This window comes from Streptomyces sp. NPDC050263 (assembly GCF_040655955.1).
Taxonomy (GTDB): Bacteria; Actinomycetota; Actinomycetes; order Streptomycetales; family Streptomycetaceae; genus Streptomyces.
Genome location: NZ_JBFAKW010000002.1, coordinates 137,731 through 153,061, shown reverse-complemented (window position 1 = coordinate 153,061; position 15,331 = coordinate 137,731). Strand labels below are relative to the sequence as shown.

14 protein-coding genes and 1 pseudogene are annotated in these 15,331 nt (G+C 70.2%); 10 read left to right on the top strand and 5 right to left on the bottom strand.

Annotated elements, in window-relative coordinates; translation table 11 throughout:
• Window positions 1–168 precede the first annotated feature (168 nt).
• Window positions 169–1,704, top strand: a complete 1,536-nt coding sequence (locus AB0J04_RS01580) for an MFS transporter (protein WP_363166337.1) — start codon at window positions 169–171, stop codon at window positions 1,702–1,704.
• 28 nt (window positions 1,705–1,732) lie between these two features.
• On the opposite strand, the gene AB0J04_RS01575 is transcribed toward AB0J04_RS01580, so the two are convergent.
• A complete protein-coding gene (locus AB0J04_RS01575; protein ID WP_363166336.1) occupies window positions 1,733–2,248 on the bottom strand; it encodes a MarR family transcriptional regulator in 516 nt (171 codons plus the stop codon).
• 258 nt (window positions 2,249–2,506) lie between these two features.
• On the opposite strand from AB0J04_RS01575, the gene AB0J04_RS01570 reads away from it, so the two are divergent.
• Complete coding sequence (locus AB0J04_RS01570; protein ID WP_363166335.1) at window positions 2,507–3,316, top strand: class III extradiol ring-cleavage dioxygenase; 810 nt, start codon at window positions 2,507–2,509, stop codon at window positions 3,314–3,316.
• Window positions 3,317–3,344: 28 nt separating this feature from the next.
• Here AB0J04_RS01570 and AB0J04_RS01565 read toward each other — a convergent pair whose 3' ends face one another.
• A complete protein-coding gene (locus AB0J04_RS01565; RefSeq protein WP_363166334.1) occupies window positions 3,345–3,884 on the bottom strand; it encodes an N-acetyltransferase family protein in 540 nt (179 codons plus the stop codon).
• A gap of 226 nt (window positions 3,885–4,110) precedes the next feature.
• On the opposite strand from AB0J04_RS01565, the gene AB0J04_RS01560 reads away from it, so the two are divergent.
• On the top strand, window positions 4,111–5,109 hold the full coding sequence (locus AB0J04_RS01560; RefSeq protein WP_363166333.1) for a sigma-70 family RNA polymerase sigma factor: 999 nt from the start codon (window positions 4,111–4,113) through the stop codon (window positions 5,107–5,109).
• A 765-nt stretch (window positions 5,110–5,874) separates the two neighbouring features.
• Window positions 5,875–6,588 carry a TetR family transcriptional regulator gene (locus AB0J04_RS01555; RefSeq protein ID WP_363166362.1) on the top strand — a complete coding sequence of 238 codons (714 nt, stop codon included), beginning with the start codon at window positions 5,875–5,877 and terminating at the stop codon, window positions 6,586–6,588.
• A 211-nt stretch (window positions 6,589–6,799) separates the two neighbouring features.
• Here the strand turns inward: AB0J04_RS01555 and AB0J04_RS01550 are convergent, their stop codons facing one another.
• Entirely contained in the window at window positions 6,800–7,351 is a 552-nt protein-coding gene (locus tag AB0J04_RS01550; RefSeq protein WP_363166332.1) for a hypothetical protein, read from the bottom strand.
• Between the two features lie 467 nt (window positions 7,352–7,818).
• On the opposite strand from AB0J04_RS01550, the pseudogene AB0J04_RS01545 reads away from it, so the two are divergent.
• Window positions 7,819–8,233: pseudogene (locus AB0J04_RS01545) on the top strand (hypothetical protein); the annotation flags it as partial.
• Window positions 8,234–8,253: 20 nt separating this feature from the next.
• Here AB0J04_RS01545 and AB0J04_RS01540 read toward each other — a convergent pair.
• Window positions 8,254–8,646 carry a DoxX family protein gene (locus AB0J04_RS01540; RefSeq protein ID WP_363166331.1) on the bottom strand — a complete coding sequence of 131 codons (393 nt, stop codon included), beginning with the start codon at window positions 8,644–8,646 and terminating at the stop codon, window positions 8,254–8,256.
• Window positions 8,647–8,818: 172 nt separating this feature from the next.
• On the opposite strand from AB0J04_RS01540, the gene AB0J04_RS01535 reads away from it, so the two are divergent.
• Together AB0J04_RS01535 and AB0J04_RS01530 are read left to right on the top strand one after the other, a co-directional pair.
• The gene (locus AB0J04_RS01535) at window positions 8,819–9,292 is read left to right on the top strand and encodes a carboxymuconolactone decarboxylase family protein (protein WP_363166330.1); all 474 of its coding nucleotides are present in this window, start codon (window positions 8,819–8,821) and stop codon (window positions 9,290–9,292) included.
• Between the two features lie 180 nt (window positions 9,293–9,472).
• Window positions 9,473–10,396, top strand: a complete 924-nt coding sequence (locus AB0J04_RS01530) for an RNA polymerase sigma-70 factor (protein WP_363166329.1) — start codon at window positions 9,473–9,475, stop codon at window positions 10,394–10,396.
• 163 nt (window positions 10,397–10,559) lie between these two features.
• On the opposite strand, the gene AB0J04_RS01525 is transcribed toward AB0J04_RS01530, so the two are convergent.
• Window positions 10,560–11,576: a YafY family protein gene (locus AB0J04_RS01525; RefSeq protein ID WP_363166328.1), complete on the bottom strand. Its 1,017-nt coding sequence runs from the start codon at window positions 11,574–11,576 to the stop codon at window positions 10,560–10,562.
• Window positions 11,577–11,755: 179 nt separating this feature from the next.
• Here AB0J04_RS01525 and AB0J04_RS01520 point away from each other — a divergent pair, with 179 nt between their 5' ends.
• The 3 genes from AB0J04_RS01520 to pfkB all read left to right on the top strand — a co-directional run bounded on the left by AB0J04_RS01520 (window position 11,756) and on the right by pfkB (window position 15,293).
• A complete protein-coding gene (locus tag AB0J04_RS01520; protein WP_363166361.1) occupies window positions 11,756–13,225 on the top strand; it encodes an MFS transporter in 1,470 nt (489 codons plus the stop codon).
• Between the two features lie 221 nt (window positions 13,226–13,446).
• On the top strand, window positions 13,447–14,208 hold the full coding sequence (locus AB0J04_RS01515; RefSeq protein WP_363166327.1) for a DeoR/GlpR family DNA-binding transcription regulator: 762 nt from the start codon (window positions 13,447–13,449) through the stop codon (window positions 14,206–14,208).
• A gap of 137 nt (window positions 14,209–14,345) precedes the next feature.
• Window positions 14,346–15,293 carry a 1-phosphofructokinase gene (pfkB, locus tag AB0J04_RS01510; RefSeq protein WP_363166360.1) on the top strand — a complete coding sequence of 316 codons (948 nt, stop codon included), beginning with the start codon at window positions 14,346–14,348 and terminating at the stop codon, window positions 15,291–15,293.
• Window positions 15,294–15,331 lie beyond the last annotated feature (38 nt).

Genomic DNA, 15,331 nt, shown 5'->3' with positions numbered 1-15,331 from the left:
GTCACCAGTCCGCACAGTCCACTTCACCCTTCTCACTTCATCCTTCTCACACCTCACACCTCACACCTCACACCTCACACCTCACACCTCACACCTCACACCTCACACCTCACACTTACGCTTCACGTCACCCTTTTTCCGTCACGAAGTCCCGAAGCGGGTATTCCCATGTCTGAAACAGCCCAGAAGGCCCCCGGTACGCCGGGCGTCCCGGACTCCAACCGCTGGAAGGCGCTCACGTTCATAGCGCTCGCCCAGCTGATGGTCGTGCTCGACGCGACCATCGTGAACATCGCACTGCCCTCCGCCCAGCAGGACCTGGGGATCTCGGACGGCAACCGGCAGTGGGTCATCACGGCCTACGCCCTGGCCTTCGGCGGACTGCTGCTCTTCGGCGGCCGGATCGCCGACCTGTGGGGCCGTAAGCGCACCTTCGTCACCGGCCTGATCGGCTTCGCCGGGGCGTCCGCCCTGGGCGGGGCCGCGACGAACGAGGCGATGCTCCTCGGCTCCCGCGCACTCCAGGGCGCCTTCGGCGCGCTGCTCGCGCCCGCCGCGCTCTCCCTGCTCGCGGTGATGTTCACCGACGCGAAGGAACGCGCCAAGGCGTTCGGCATCTACGGTGCGATCGCCGGTGGCGGTGGCGCCGTCGGCCTGATCCTCGGCGGTTTCCTCACCGAGTACCTGGACTGGCGCTGGACGTTCTTCGTGAACATCCCGTTCGCGATCGTCGCCGCCGCCGGTGCGTACTTCGTCATCCGTGAGCCGGTCGGCAGCCGCAACCGCTCGCCGCTCGACATCCCGGGCGTCATCCTGTCCACCCTGGGCCTGGTCTCCCTGGTCTACGGCTTCACCCGCGCCGAGTCCGAGGGCTGGGGCGACTCCATGACGATCGGCCTGTTCGTCGTGTCGGCGGTGCTGCTCGCGACCTTCGTGTTCGTCGAGTCGAAGGTCAAGGCCCCGCTGCTGCCGCTGCGCGTGATCACCGACCGCAACCGCGGCGGCGTGTACCTCTCGCTCGGCCTCGCGATCATCGCGATGTTCGGCCTGTTCCTCTTCCTCACCTACTACCTGCAGATCGTGAAGGGCTACACGCCGGTCAAGACCGGCTTCGCCTTCCTGCCGATGATCGTGGGCATGATCACGGGCTCGACGCAGATCGGCGCCCGTCTGATGACCCGCGTCCCGGCGCGGCTGCTGATGGGCCCGGGCTTCCTGGTCGCCGCGGTGGGCATGCTGCTGCTGACCCAGATGGAGATCGGCTCCTCGTACGCGACGCTGCTGCTGCCGGCGATGGTCCTGCTCGGCCTCGGCATGGGCACGGCGTTCATGCCGGCCATGTCCCTGGCCACGCTGGGCGTCGAGCCGCGTGACTCCGGTGTCGCCTCCGCGATGGTCAACACCTCGCAGCAGGTGGGCGGCGCCATCGGCACCGCCCTGCTGAACACGATCGCCGCGTCCGCGACGACGTCGTACATCAAGGACCACCTGGCCGGCGCCGCCTCGAAGCCCCAGCAGCAGCTGGTGCAGCTGGAGGGCATGGTGAACGGTTACACCAGCGCCATCTGGTTCGCCGTCGGCATCCTGGTCGCCGCCGCCGTGATCGCCCTGACCTTCATCAACGCCGGCAAGCCGGACATGGGCGCGGTCGCGGGCTCGGGGGCGACGGACGCCGAGGACGTGGTGCCGGTGATGGCCCACTGAGGACGGTGGCCCTGGCTCCCCCAGGGGCCTAGCGGAGCCAGGGCAGGTCCGCACCCGCTTCGTTCGGCTGAAGTCCCTCGGCGATGATCTGCATGATCTCGCCGAGGGACTTCTGCTGTTCCGCGCTGAGCCGGTCGAACACCGCGTTGCGTACGACGGCGACATGGCCCGGCGCGGCCCGCCTGAGCACGTCCAGGCCCTCGTCGGTCAGTACGGCGAACTGGCCGCGCTTGTCGGAGGCGCAGTCCTCGCGGCGCACCCACCCGTTCTTCTCCAGCCGGGCGACGGCGTGGGAGAGCCGGGAGCGGGTGATCTTCGCTTGCATGGCCAGCTCGGTCATCCGCAGCCTCCGCTGGGGGGACTCCGCGAGCTTGACCAGAAGGCCGTAGTAGATGTGCGGCATGCCCGCATCGCGCTGGAGCTGGCGGTCCATATGGTCCTCCAGCAGGGTGGTCGCGTGCACGTAGGAGCGCCAGATGAGCTGCTCCTCGGCGGTGAGCCAGCGGGGCTCTTCAGCGGATGCGGATGTGGATGCCGTCGTCATGTACTCCACTGTAAACGCCTGCTCCTTGAATTTTAAACCAATTGGGAATATGCTTGGTGACGTTGACGTTTTATATTTCAAGCAACTGCAAGGGAATATCCAGGAGTGCACAGAAGTGCCTGGAGTGCCTGGAGTGCCTGGAGCGCCTGGAGTACTTGAAGTGCCCGGAGTGGTCTGAAGTGCTTGAAGTGCTTGAAGTGCTTGAAGTGCCTGGTGTGATCGGAGTGAGGGGCCGAGGTCCCGGAAGGAGTCGTCGCCATGTCCGCCGTAGCTCAGGAGCGCGCCCTCCCTCAGGAACGCATGCCCGCGCTCTATCTCAGTCATGGCGCCCCGCCGCTCGCGGACGACCCCGTCTGGCCGGGTGAACTCGCCGCCTGGTCCGCGGACCTGCCCCGCCCCAAGGCCGTCCTCATGGTCTCCGCCCACTGGGAGGAGGCCCCCCTCGCCCTCGGCGCCGTCGACCCGGTCCCCCTGGTCTACGACTTCTGGGGCTTTCCCGAGCACTACTACCAGGTGAAGTACGACGCTCCCGGCGCACCGGAGCTCGCCGACAGCGTGCGCAAGCTGCTGCGCGCCCCGGGCATCCCCGTCCAGGACATCCCCGACCGCGGACTCGACCACGGCGCCTACGTCCCGCTCGTCGAGATGTTCCCGGCCGCCGACATCCCGGTGCTCCAGATCTCCATGCCGACCCTCGACCCCGTGAAGCTGATGGAGATCGGCCGCAAGCTCGCGCCGCTGCGCGACGAGGGCGTCCTGATCGTCGGCTCCGGCTTCTTCACCCACAACCTGGCCGCACTGCGGCACACCGGCCCGGGCGTGCCGACCTGGTCCTCGGAGTTCGACGACTGGGGCCGGCGCGCGCTCGAGGCCCGCGACTGGGACGGCCTGCTGGACTTCCTCCACAAGGCCCCGGCCGGCCGGTACGCCCACCCGCGCACCGAGCACTTCGCCCCGCTCTTCGTGACCATGGGCGCGGCGGAGATGTCCGGCGAGCTGGACGCGCAGAAGTCGGTGATCGACGGGTTCTGGATGGGGATGGCGAAGCGGTCGGTGCAGTTCGGCTGACGGGCCGGGCCCGACCGGCGGCGGCCTGCTACAGCTCCCTTTCGTACCAGGCCACGTCCCAGTAGCGGCCGAACTTGCGGCCCACCTCGCGGTACGTGCCGACGTGCCGGAAACCGAAGCGTTCGTGCAGCCGCGCGGACGCTTCGTTCGGTTGCGCGATGCCCGCGTACGCGCGGTGCACGTCCTCGTCCGCCAGTGCCGCGAAGAGCGCCTCGTAGAGGAGCGTGCCGATGCCGCGCCGGCCGGCGTCCGGGGCGACGTAGACCGTCACCTCCACCGAGGTGGAGTAGGCCGCCTTGGGCCGGAACGGGCTGGATGTGGCGTAACCCAGGATTTCCTGTGAGGTCCCCAGGATGTCCTGTGAGTCCGTTTCTGTGGCAACCATCAGGCGGTACGGGCCGTCTTCAGGGTGGGAGAGCAGCCAAGGACGTCGCTCTTCCGGATTGAACGTCACGGTGTCGAATGTGATGGGCGTCTCACGTACATAGTGGTTGTAGAGGTTCGTAAGGGCTTCGAGGTCACCCTCGATTCCCGGCCTGACCTGCACTTCTGTACGTTCCGACGACATCACGTCTCCTCGCGTGGTCGGACAGGGTACTGCATGATCACAAAAATCGGGGTGCGGGTTGGGAATTCTGTCCTGATTCCAGTCGTTGTTTCCATCGGATGCAGGGCACACGAGAAGAGTTCAGAAGTTCCGAGAGGTTCGAGAACTCCTGGGAACTCCTGAGAACTCCGAGAGTGCCGGGCGTCCGAAGGGCCACCCGCTGAACCTCCATCGCAAGGGAGCACGCATGGCAACCCGTGCCGTCGCCCGTCGCAAGTCCGCCACCGGCGAGACGAGCGTCGCGGCCCGCAGTGTTCGCGCCCATGGCGGCGAGATCGCCGACCGCGACCTGGTCGGCATGTACCTCGACGAGATCGCGCGTACACCGCTGCTCGACGCCGCCAAGGAAGTCGAGTTGTCCCAGATCATCGAGGCGGGTGTGTTCGCACAGCAGGTCCTCGACGGCGACGAGGAGTCCAGGGCGGACGCCTCCCGTGCGGAGCTCGAGGCCCTGGTCGCCGACAGCGAGCGGGCCAAGGACGTCTTCATCCGGTCCAACCTCCGTCTGGTCGTCGCGGTCGCCCGCCGCTACCCCCGCAGCGGGCTTCCCCTCCTCGACCTGATCCAGGAGGGCAACGCCGGCCTGGTGCGCGCCGTCGAGAAGTTCGACTACCGCAAGGGCTTCAAGTTCTCCACGTACGCGACCTGGTGGATCCGTCAGGCCATCACCCGCTCGATAGCGGACCAGTCGCGCACGATCCGCCTGCCCGTCCACCTCGTGGAGGAGCTCGGCCGGATCCGGCGCGTGCAGCGCGAGTTCAACCGGGAGAACGGCCGCGACCCGGAGCCCGTCGAGATCGCGACCGAGCTCGGCTCCACCCCGGAGCGGGTCACTGACGTCCTGGACTGGGCCCGCGACCCGGTTTCGCTCAACATGGCGGTGGACGACCAGGGTGAGACCCAGTTCGGCGACCTGCTGGAGGACACCTCCGCGGTCTCGCCGGAACAGTCCGTCATGACCCTGCTGCGCAGCGAGGAGCTGGACGGCCTGATCGACCGCCTCGACCCGCGCACGGCCTCCATCATCAAGATGCGGTACGGCATCGACGACGGGCGCGAGCGCACCCTGACCGAGGTCGGCAAGGAGCACGGTCTGACGCGGGAGCGCATCCGCCAGATCGAGAAGCACGCCCTGCTGGAACTGAAGAAGCTGGCCCGCGACACGGGCTTCGAGGCGGCGGCGTAGCGGTTACCGGGGCCGGGCGAGCCAGGTGGACCGGGCGGGCAGGGCGGGCAGGGCGAGGTGGTCGGCCCGGCGGTCCGGTCGGCCCGGGCGGTCCGGTCGGCTGGGCCCGGGGCGGGAGCGGCGTGCGCTGGTTGCCCGGGCCGCGGAGAGAGGTGGGCTTCGCGCGGGGGAGCGGGTGCGCTTCCCCGGTGGGCTTCCGGTGGCTCGCGGCGCGGTTTCCGCCCGCGTGCGCCGGGTGGCGGTGGGCCGCGCAAACATGGCGTGGGAACGCCGCTTCAATCAGCAGGAGCGCGGGAACAAGACTTCTGGGCACGGGAGTTCGGGTCGGCGCGGGAGTTCGGGGGCGATCGGACCCGGTAGTCCTCCCCGAGATCCCTGCCCCACAGGAGCCAGGTTCCTCCCGACACAACATGAGCCAAGTCCCGACGCACATCCCCCCGGCGCCGGGACTCTCCCGAGCCGGGCTTCGGTGCCTCTCCCCCCAGGCGCCGGGGCTCGGCTCTCTTCTCCTCCGGTCGTCCCCCGGTTGCCCCTGGACGGCCCCTGACCGTCCCCCGGTGAGGGGTTGCGGGCGCACACGGCCCGTCCGGCGCAGGGCAGGGCGTGCGGGCACGCTCGGTGGGCGGGCCACCCCGTACCTGAACCACGGGGTGGCCCGCCCGAATGGCAGATTGTGCCACATGGGCATAGCCTGCCGACGTGATCAGCTCCACCTCCACGCCCGCCTCGGCTTCGCTGACCGAGCGGCGCAAAGCGGCGACCCGTATGGAGATCGCCCGGGCGGCGGCCGGCCTCTTCGTCAGCCGTGGCCTGAGGGCCACCCGCGCCGAGGACATCGCCCAAGCGGCGGGCATCGCCCCGCGCACGTTCTACCGGTACTTCGCGACCAAGGAGGAGGCCGTCGCGCCTCTTTACGCGGCGGGCGCCGAGCGCTGGGCGGAAGCGGTACGCGAGGCGCCGGCCGAACTGCCCGTTCCGCAGGCCCTGGAACACGCAGTGCGGCACACGCTCGTCCCCGGCGGCGGGGTGTCGGCGGCGTCCTGGGAATGGGTCCGCACCCTGATCCGACTGGCCGGAACCAGCCCGGCCCTCGGCAAGGTCTGGGCGGAGGTCTGCCACACCTCGGAAACCACCCTCGCGGAGATCCTGACGCAACGGGCCCGCGCCACCGGGACGGACGCGGCACCGAGCAACCTCGCGCCCGACGCCATCTCTCCTGACGCCCTCGCGCCTGGCGCTCCCGCTTCCGAAGCCCTCGCGTCCGGTGCTCCCGCTTCCGAAGCCCCCGCGTCCGACGACGTCGCCTCCCCGCATCAGCGCTTCACCGCAGCCGTGGCCAGTGCCGCGGTTCGGGTCGCGGTCGAGAGCTGGGCGGCGACCGACACCGCTCCCACCGGTCCGCAGGGCCCGGCAGAACTGGCGATGCAGAACCTGCGGACCCTGCGGGGGTTCGCGTGGGAAGCAAGGCCCACGGAGTAGGCGGGGGGGCGGGGGGAGGCGGAGAAGGCGCGGGGGACACGGAGAACGGGCTGGGGTACTGGTGGGCTCTCCTATTCAACAAGTTCGTCAACGGCACCCCGACTCGCCCGCGGCGCACAGCGGCGCGGGTAACGGCTGTACTGCTGGATCTGTGTCTGATCGGCCCTGGGGTCGATGACGACGATCTCCTGCTGAGCGGACGCCTCGCCGGTCACGGCCGCCAGCGGGGAGCCTCGTCGTCCGGGGTGTCGGGGCTGGCGAAGTGGAAGGGGACCGACAGGTGGTCGGCCAGGGCCCTCCCCGCCCGCTCGGCGGCCGCGGCCGACGGGTGCCACCGGCTGGCCGCCTCGTCCTCGCCCAGGTACCGCTTGGCCCCGGACCAGTAGACGGTGGCCAGCGCGCGTTCGCCCTCGGGGTCCACGGTGAGCGCCAGCAGGCGCACGAACCAGTCGTGGACGGTATCGCCGTCCCAGATTGCCTCGATCGCCACGACGCGCCCCGGGCAACCGGCAGCCCGGCGGGCCAAGGACTCCAGATCGAGAGGACTGTCCGGGGTGCGGGCGATCCGATCCCGGTAGTGGCGACAGCGGTCGGAGACGATGTCTTGGGCGTCGTTCAGCCCGATCCCATCGTTGCGGCCGATCTCCCAAAGGGTCCGTATCGCCTGGAGGAGGGAGTCCTGGAGGACGTACCCGTCGACCTCGTCACGGAGTCCGGCCGGCAGGCCCTCCCACCACGCGGTCGCAGCCGCCTCGTCGATCACCGTCCACCCCGAATCCTGTGTGCCGCACGGCCCGGCGCCACACTATCTGGGGTCTTGGAACATTGGTACGGCGGTTGGCGCCGAGAACGATCTTGGTCGGCGTGCGGTGGTCCATTGGCACGGGTGATCTGTTTCGCGGGGAGCTTCGGCCAAAGATCTACGCTCTGTCGTGGTGGCTGGTTGGCTCCGCCGCGTGCCGGTGGAATTTCTGAGCGCCGCGATCACGGTGGCAAGCCTGGTGCCGGAGGACGACGACTCGACGGACATCGCGGTACGCGAGGCGCCGGCCGACCGCTACAACACGGTGCGCCCGTTCCTGTCGCTGCTCGGCGACACCAAGATGCTCGGCGCGGCTCCGGCCGGGGAGCGGACCCTGGCCGAGGTCAAAGGCCTGCCCGCTCTCAGCCGGCGCCAGGTGTCCAGGAAGCCGCTGCTGAAGCGGGAGATCGACGACAGCGGAGACGGACGGGACCGAGACCGGCGGCCACGGGCCGCTGGACGCCCTCGCCCGCGACAACAAGGTGAACCTGAAGAAGGTGACCACACACGGGGAGGACATGCTGCGCCTCGCCGGTCCCTGGTCGCCAACCAGGTGCGGGCCTATGACCTGCTGCGGATGTTCGGCCGCGAGGGCGGTGCATCGAGGCCGCGGTTGCCCAGGTCGCCCAGCTGCGTGCCGAGGGCCAGGAGATCAGCGATGCGGATGTCGCCCGCCTCTCCCCGCTGAAGGTCAAGAACCTCAACGCCCTGGGCCGCTACAGCTTCACCCCTTCCGCCCTGCGCCAGGGTCTGCGCCCGCTGCGCCCGCTGCGTCCGCTGCGTCCGCTGCGCGACCCGGACGGCCCCGAGCTCGACGATTGCGACGATGGCCAGGAGGACTGAGCCGAGTGCCGGCGGGGTGGTCAGCCGGTGAAGGGCATGGGACCGAAACGGCCCCATGCGACGAAGGCGGCCAGGGCGACGTAGACCAGGTCGCCGACGATCGTGGCCTTCTCGCCACGGCGCAGACGCATGGTGACCGCGCGGGCGAACAGAAGGACAAGTCCGGTCGCGGCCAGCGGCACCAGCACCGGCGTGATGTCGAGCACCGCGGGCAGAATCAGGCCGACCGCAGCCAGCAGCTCGACGGCGCCGACGGCGCCGATGGCCTTGAGAGTGCCGGGGCTGAACTCCAGGACCCACTGCGCAGAGGAGCCCATCGCGGCCAGCTTCTCCTGCGGCACGAACATCTTTGAGCTGCCCACCAGGCAGACAGCGGCGAGCGCTCCGGCGATGATCCACAGCGCGACGTTCATCGTCAAACTCCCTGATCGAGGACTTCCGCACCCGGGACGAGGCGGCGACTCGGCCTGTGACATGCCCGAACCCGGACAGCGGAGAGACATGGGTCATGCCGCGCCATGTCACAGGAGTCAGGGCCGTCTCGTCTCGGGGGTGAAGGCATCGACGAACGTGGAGGAGCACACGATGGACGCGCGATTGAACTACTTCGCCAACCCGACCACCGGCAAGGCACTCAAGTACTTCATGTCGGCCGGCCGGGAGCTGAAGGAATTGCCGCTGTCAGCCACGACGCAGGAGTTGGTGGCGCTGCGTGTGAGCCAGATCAACGGCTGCGCGGTCTGCATCGACATGCACACCAAGGAAGCCGCCGCGGCCGGCGAGAGCCCGGTGCGGCTGAACCTGATCGCGGCCTGGCGGGAGGCGACGGTCTTCACCGAGGCCGAACGCGCCGCGCTCGCGTTGGCGGAGCAGGGGACCCGGGTCGCGGACGCGGCCACCGGGGTCAGCGACGAGGTGTGGGAGCGCGCCGCCCAGCACTATGACGTGGATCAGCTCACGGCCCTCGTGCTGCTGGTCTCGTTCATGAACACGGTGAACCGGCTGAACATCATCACCCAGCAGCCGGCCGGCGATTACCGGGTCGGCCAGTTCCACTGAACCGCCACCGCGCCCTGGCCCGGGTCAGGCCTGCCGGGGCCGGGACGCCATGATCAAGGTTGCCATCAGGTCGGTCGCGGTGCGAGCTTCGGCCGCTCCGCTCACACATCGGATGATCTTCGAAAGATGCCTCGTCGGCGCGGGTCCGGCCGGGCACTCGGACCGCAAGGGGGAGTCGGCATGGGCAAGGTCGAGGAGTTCGAGGAGCTGCGGCCGCTGCTGTTCTCGATCGCGTACCGGATCCTGGGCAGTGTGGGCGAGGCGGAGGACGCGGTGCAGGAGACCTGGCTCCGCAACGACGCCTCGACCACCCGGCCGGTGTCGGTCAAGGCGTTCCTGTCGGCCACGGTGACCCGGATCGCCATCGACGTACTGCGCTCCGCCCGGGTGCGGCGGGAGGAGTACGTCGGACCGTGGCTGCCCGAGCCGTTGCTGGACGATCCCTACCAGGACCCGGCCCGCGCGGCGGAGCTGGCCGACTCGGTGTCGATGGCGGCGCTGCTCCTCCTGGAGCGGCTCAGCCCGCTGGAGCGGTCGGTGTTCGTGCTGCGGGAGGTCTTCGCCTTCGGCTTCGACGACATCGCCGCGGCGGTGGGACGCTCGGAGGCGGCGTGCCGGCAGTTGCTCGTACGGGCACGCCGCCACATGAACGAGGGACGGCCCCGCTTCGAAGCGGACCGCCAGGAGCGGCAGGAGCTGGCGAGGCGGTTCTTCGAGGCTCTGGCGCAGGGAGACGTGGACGGACTGCGGAGTCTGCTGTCGGCCGATGTCCAGCTCGTCGGGGACGGCGGCGGCAAGGCCCCGCAGCTGGCCAGGGCCGTCGCCGGCGCCGAGAACGTGGCCAGGCTCCTCGCCACTGTCTACCCGCTGATGGCGCGGGTTGACATCACGTTCGAACCGCACGAGGTCAACGGCCAGCCGGGCGCGCTCTTCCGCGACCGCGACGGCAAGGTCCTCCACATCCTCGCCCTCGACGTGCTCGACGGGCAGATCCAGACCATCCGCTCGGTCATCAACCCCGACAAGCTCGGCCACCTCGGCCCGGTCGCCGACGCCTGGGCCGTTGATCAGGAGGTGAAGCAGACCCGCAAGCAGACGCAGTGACCTCCCGACCAGCCCGACCGGGCAGGACCGAACACTCAGAGCAGTTCCAAGCCGAACAGGGCCGGACGGAGGCCCTGAGAAGCCGATCGGGTCGCAGCAGCCGCTCTCGCCCAAAAGTGGCAGGAGCAGGAGTCTGCGACGTGCGTTGTGCGAAATTCCGGGGTCATGACGGACCTTCAAGAGCCGTTCCCGCCCGCTGCAACCGCCCGCCCAATTCCCGTGCGTACTCCGCCAGTTCCGCCGGCCCCCGGATCGAGAACTCGCACCCGAGCATTGCGAACCGCATCGCCACCCACTCGACCGGATCGCTGGTCGACCCTCGCAGCCGGCACCCGCTGCCGCCGTTCTCGCCAGGGGTCCCCGGGATCTCAGGATCCGCAACCGGCGTTCCCAGCCACGCCGGCAGCCGCGCCGCCACGAACTCCGCCGGCGCCTCGAACGTGACGTCGTATGCGTACTCGCGTGCGTCCGGGCGCCGTTGGATGGACCGCCGGAGGTATTCCGCCGCGCTCCCCGTCGGCAGCTCGCGCGGAGTGAAGCGGGCCCCGGTGGCGAAGGGGTCGCGGACCCGGTCGACGCGGAAGGTCCGCCAGTCCTCGCGGTCGAGGTCGTACGCCACGAGGTACCACCGTCGGCCCGTCGACACGAGTCGGTACGGCTCGGTCACGCGTCGCGACTCCGTGCCGTCCTTGGCGCGATAGGCGAAGCGCAACCGCTCCCGCCCGGCCACCGTCGACGCCATGACGGTCAGCGTCTCGGGGGCGATGCTCGCGCCGTCCCCGCTGGTCAGCGGTGTGGTCGCGGCCTGGAGGGTGGAGACGCGGTGGCGCAGCCGGGCCGGCAGCACCTGCTCCAGTTTGGCGAGGGCCCGTACGGACGCCTCGTCGACGCCCTCCAGCGCGTGCCCCGCGCCCGCCCGCAGACCGACGGCGATCGCCACCGCCTCCTCGTCGTCGAGCACGAGCGGCGGCATCGCCTTGCCGGCGACCAGCCGGTAGCCGCCGTCCGAGCCCATGGTCGCCTGCACGGGATACCCGAGTTCGCGCAGCCGGTCGATGTCCCGCCGGACCGTGCGGCGGGACACCCCGAGGCGGTCGGCGAGCTCGCCGCCGGGCCATTCGCGGGGCGTCTGGAGGAGGGAGAGGAGTTGCAGCAGCCGAGCCGGAGTGTCCGTCGTCATGCATCCGAGAATGCCGCACCACTAGGACATGAACTGACCTACTGCGATCCTACTGTCACACCATGACCTCCACGGAGACCTCCAACGAGACCCCGTCCATCCCTCTCACCACACAGGCGACTCAGACGACGCAGGTGGCACCAGGCGACCGTCGCCGCTGGTTCGCGCTCGCCATCGTGATGACCGCGGCCTTCATGGACCTCGTCGACGTCACGATCGTCAACATCGCCATCCCTTCCATCCAGAAGGACGCGGGCGCCTCCTGGAGCCAGATCCAGTGGATCACCGCCGGTTACGCGCTCGCCTTCGCCGCCGGGCTCATCACCGGCGGGCGGCTCGGCGACATCCACGGCCGTAAGCGGCTGTTCCTCGTCGGCATCGGCGGCTTCACCGTCGCCTCCGCGCTGTGCGGCTTCGCCGCGAACCCGGAGATGCTGGTCGCCTCGCGGATCCTCCAGGGCGGTATGGCGGCGCTGATGGTCCCCCAGGTGCTGTCGATCGTGCACGCCACCTTCCCGGCGCACGAGCGGGGCAAGGTGTTCGGGCTCTTCGGCGCGATCGTCGGGCTGGGCGCCGTCTCCGGTCCGCTCCTCGGCGCGCTGCTGACGGAGTGGAACCTGTTCGGGCTGGAGTGGCGGCCGATCTTCCTCATCAACCTGCCGGTCGGCATCGCGGGCCTGATCCTCGGCAGCCGCTTCATCACCGAGTCCAAGGCGCCGAAGGCCCTGAAGCTGGACCTCGTCGGCGTCGTCCTGGTCACGCTCGGACTGCTCATGCTGCTCTACCCGCTCACCCGCGGCCGCGAGCTGGGCTGGCCGGTGTGGGGGTACGTGTCGATGGCGGGCGCGCTCGGCGTGTTCGGGGCGCTGGTCGCGTACGAGCGGCGCAAGGGCGCGCGGGACGGCTCGCCGCTGATCGAGCTCTCCCTCTTCCGGGTGCGGAGCTTCGCGGCGGGCGTCGCCGTGCAGACCGTCTTCGGGGTCGGTCTCGGGGTGTTCTTCCTGGTCTGGACGCTGTACATGCAGACCGGTCTGGGCTGGAGTCCGCTGAAGGCCGGTCTGACCGGGGTCCCGTTCTCGATCGCGGTCTCGGTGGCCGCCGGGATGTCCGTGCAGCAGCTGGTTCCGCGCTTCGGCCGCAAGGTGCTCCAGGCGGGCGCCCTGACCATGACCGTCGGCGTGCTGCTCTACATCTGGGAGTCAGAGCGTTACGGCCTCGGCATCGCGCCCTGGCAGATGGCGCTTCCGCTGGTCGTGATGGGCCTCGGCATGGGTCTGATCTTCGCTCCGCTGACGGACGCGGTGCTGTCGGAGGTGCCGCGGGAGCACGCCGGCTCTGCGTCCGGTCTCATCAACACCGTCCAGCAGATGGGCAACGCGCTCGGCCTCGGCCTGGTCGCGGTCGTCTTCTTCGGGCAGATCGACGACCAGTTGACCCCGGCCGAGGTGGGCCCGTCCTTCGTGGACGCCTTCCAGCACGCCTTGGGCTGGGTGGCCCTGGTGATGTTCGCCATCTTCCTGCTGATGTTCGCGCTGCCGAAGCGGCCGGCCCAGCATGTGGAGGGCGCCATGGACTCCTCGGAGGCGGCCCCCTCCGAGGACCCTTCGGAGGACTCCTCCGCGGGGCGGGAGCGCGAGCTCGTCGGCTGAGCCGCAGCTCGTCGCTCCCGCCGAAGGGCCCGTCATCGCACCGGTGACGGGCCCTTCGGCAGGTCCGGCGATCTTCGGCTGAGCTCCCGGCGTCCGTGATGAAGTCCGTTCGTGCCCGAATCGCGTCCGAACCTGTTTACTTTCCGGAAATGCAGGCGTAGCCTCCCTGTCGAAACCACAATTTCGGGCATGAAGCTCGGACAGGCCGGAGGAGAACGGACATGTACGCACCGGAGCGGCAGCAGGAGATCCTGCGGCTCGCCCGTGAGGGCGGCCGGGTGGACGTCCTGTCGCTGGCCGAGGAGTTCCAGGTCACCGCGGAGACCATCCGCCGCGACCTGAAGGCCCTCGACCGCGCCGGCCTGGTGCGCCGCGTCCACGGCGGTGCCATACCGGCCGGACGCCTCGACTTCGAACCGGACCTCGCCGAACGTGAGGGCACCTCCACCGACGAGAAGGACCGCATCGCCAAGGCGGCCCTCACGGAACTGCCGTCCGAGGGCACGATGATCCTCGACGCCGGCACGACGGTCGCCCGGCTGGCGGCGGCTCTCCCGTTGGAGGCCGAGCTCGTCGTCGTCACCCACAGCCTGCCCATCGCGGCCCGCCTCGCGGACCACCCCGGTATGCAGCTCCACCTCGTCGGGGGGCGCGTGCGGCACCGTACGCGCGCCGCCGTGGACGCCTGGGCGCTGCGCGCCTACGGCGAGATCCGCGCCGACGTCCTGTTCCTCGCGGCCAACGGCTTCTCCGCCGAGTACGGGCTGACCACCCCCGACCTCGCCGAGGCCGCGGTGAAGCGGGCGGCCATCGCGGCAGCGCGCCGCGTGGTGCTGCTCGCCGACTCCGCCAAGCACGGGCAGGAGCACTTCGCCCGCTTCGGCGACCTGAGCGACGTGGACCTGCTGATCACCGACAGCGGACTGAGCCCCGACGACGCGGCCGCCATCGAGCGCGGCGGCACGGAAGTAGTACGAGCATGAGCGGCACGGACATGAGCGGGACGAGCATGAGCGGCATCGACATGAGCGGCACGAGCATGAACAGCGCGGACACGAGCAGGAACAGCGCCGATGCGAGCGTGAACAGTGCGGACACGAGCAGGAACGGCGCGGGCGGCGTGATTCTCACCGTCACCCCCAACCCGTCTCTCGACCGCACCTACGAGGTTCCGTCCCTCGACCGCGGCGAGGTCATCCGCGCCACCGGCGAGCGGATGGACCCGGGCGGCAAGGGCGTCAACGTCTCGCGCGCCGTCGCGGCCGCCGGACGGCGCACGGTCGCCGTCCTGCCCCTGGGCGGTGCGCCGGGCGCGCTCGTCGCCGATCTGCTCGACGCCCAGGGCATCGAGGTCGCGCCGGTCCCGGTCGCCGGAGCCACCCGCTCGAACATCGCGCTCGCCGAATCGGACGGCGTCCTGACGAAGATCAACGCGCCCGGGCCCGAACTCTCCCCGGAGGAGCAGGAACTGCTCCTGGAGACGGTGCGCGAGCACTCGCGCGACGCCGACTGGATCGCCTGCTGCGGAAGCCTGCCCCGGGGGCTCGCGCCCTCCTGGTACGCAGAGGTCGTCGCGCGGGCGCACGCCGGGGGTGCGCGCATCGCGCTGGACACCTCGGGGCCCGCGCTGCTCGAAGCGCTGCGCGAGCGGCCCGACGTGGTGAAGCCGAACGCCGAGGAGCTCGCGGAGGCCGTCGGGCGCCCCCTGGCGACCGTGGGCGACGCGATGAAGGCGGCCGAGGAACTGCGGGGGATGGGCGCCCGCGCCGTCCTCGCCAGCCTGGGCGCCGACGGGCAGCTGCTCGTCTCGGACACGGGCACCTGGTTCGCGAGCGCGCGCGTCGACGCCGTCCGCAGCAATGTGGGAGCGGGCGACTCCTCGCTCGCCGGCTTCCTCATCGCCGGCGGCAGCGGCCCGCAGGCGCTCGCCTCGGCGGTCGCCCATGGCGCGGCCGCCGTCCAACTGCCCGGCAGCGTGATGCCGACCCCGGACGACCTGGAGCCGGCGGCGGTGACGGTCACGGCGGAGGTGCCGGTGGACCGCGAACTGAAGGAGCCGGTGTCATGACGTCCCTCTCGTTACTCGGCGCCCCCGCGACCCCCCAC

Coding starts and splice junctions, on each gene's coding strand:
- AB0J04_RS01565 (WP_363166334.1), bottom strand. CDS start 3,884: ATGTCGTCGGAACGTACAGAAGTGCAGGTCAGGCCGGGAATCGAGGGT.
- AB0J04_RS01575 (WP_363166336.1), bottom strand. CDS start 2,248: ATGACGACGGCATCCACATCCGCATCCGCTGAAGAGCCCCGCTGGCTC.
- AB0J04_RS01525 (WP_363166328.1), bottom strand. CDS start 11,576: ATGACGACGGACACTCCGGCTCGGCTGCTGCAACTCCTCTCCCTCCTC.
- AB0J04_RS01580 (WP_363166337.1), top strand. CDS start 169: ATGTCTGAAACAGCCCAGAAGGCCCCCGGTACGCCGGGCGTCCCGGAC.
- AB0J04_RS01515 (WP_363166327.1), top strand. CDS start 13,447: ATGTACGCACCGGAGCGGCAGCAGGAGATCCTGCGGCTCGCCCGTGAG.
- AB0J04_RS01570 (WP_363166335.1), top strand. CDS start 2,507: ATGTCCGCCGTAGCTCAGGAGCGCGCCCTCCCTCAGGAACGCATGCCC.
- AB0J04_RS01530 (WP_363166329.1), top strand. CDS start 9,473: ATGGGCAAGGTCGAGGAGTTCGAGGAGCTGCGGCCGCTGCTGTTCTCG.
- AB0J04_RS01535 (WP_363166330.1), top strand. CDS start 8,819: ATGGACGCGCGATTGAACTACTTCGCCAACCCGACCACCGGCAAGGCA.
- AB0J04_RS01555 (WP_363166362.1), top strand. CDS start 5,875: ATGGAGATCGCCCGGGCGGCGGCCGGCCTCTTCGTCAGCCGTGGCCTG.
- AB0J04_RS01560 (WP_363166333.1), top strand. CDS start 4,111: ATGGCAACCCGTGCCGTCGCCCGTCGCAAGTCCGCCACCGGCGAGACG.
- AB0J04_RS01540 (WP_363166331.1), bottom strand. CDS start 8,646: ATGAACGTCGCGCTGTGGATCATCGCCGGAGCGCTCGCCGCTGTCTGC.
- AB0J04_RS01520 (WP_363166361.1), top strand. CDS start 11,756: ATGACCGCGGCCTTCATGGACCTCGTCGACGTCACGATCGTCAACATC.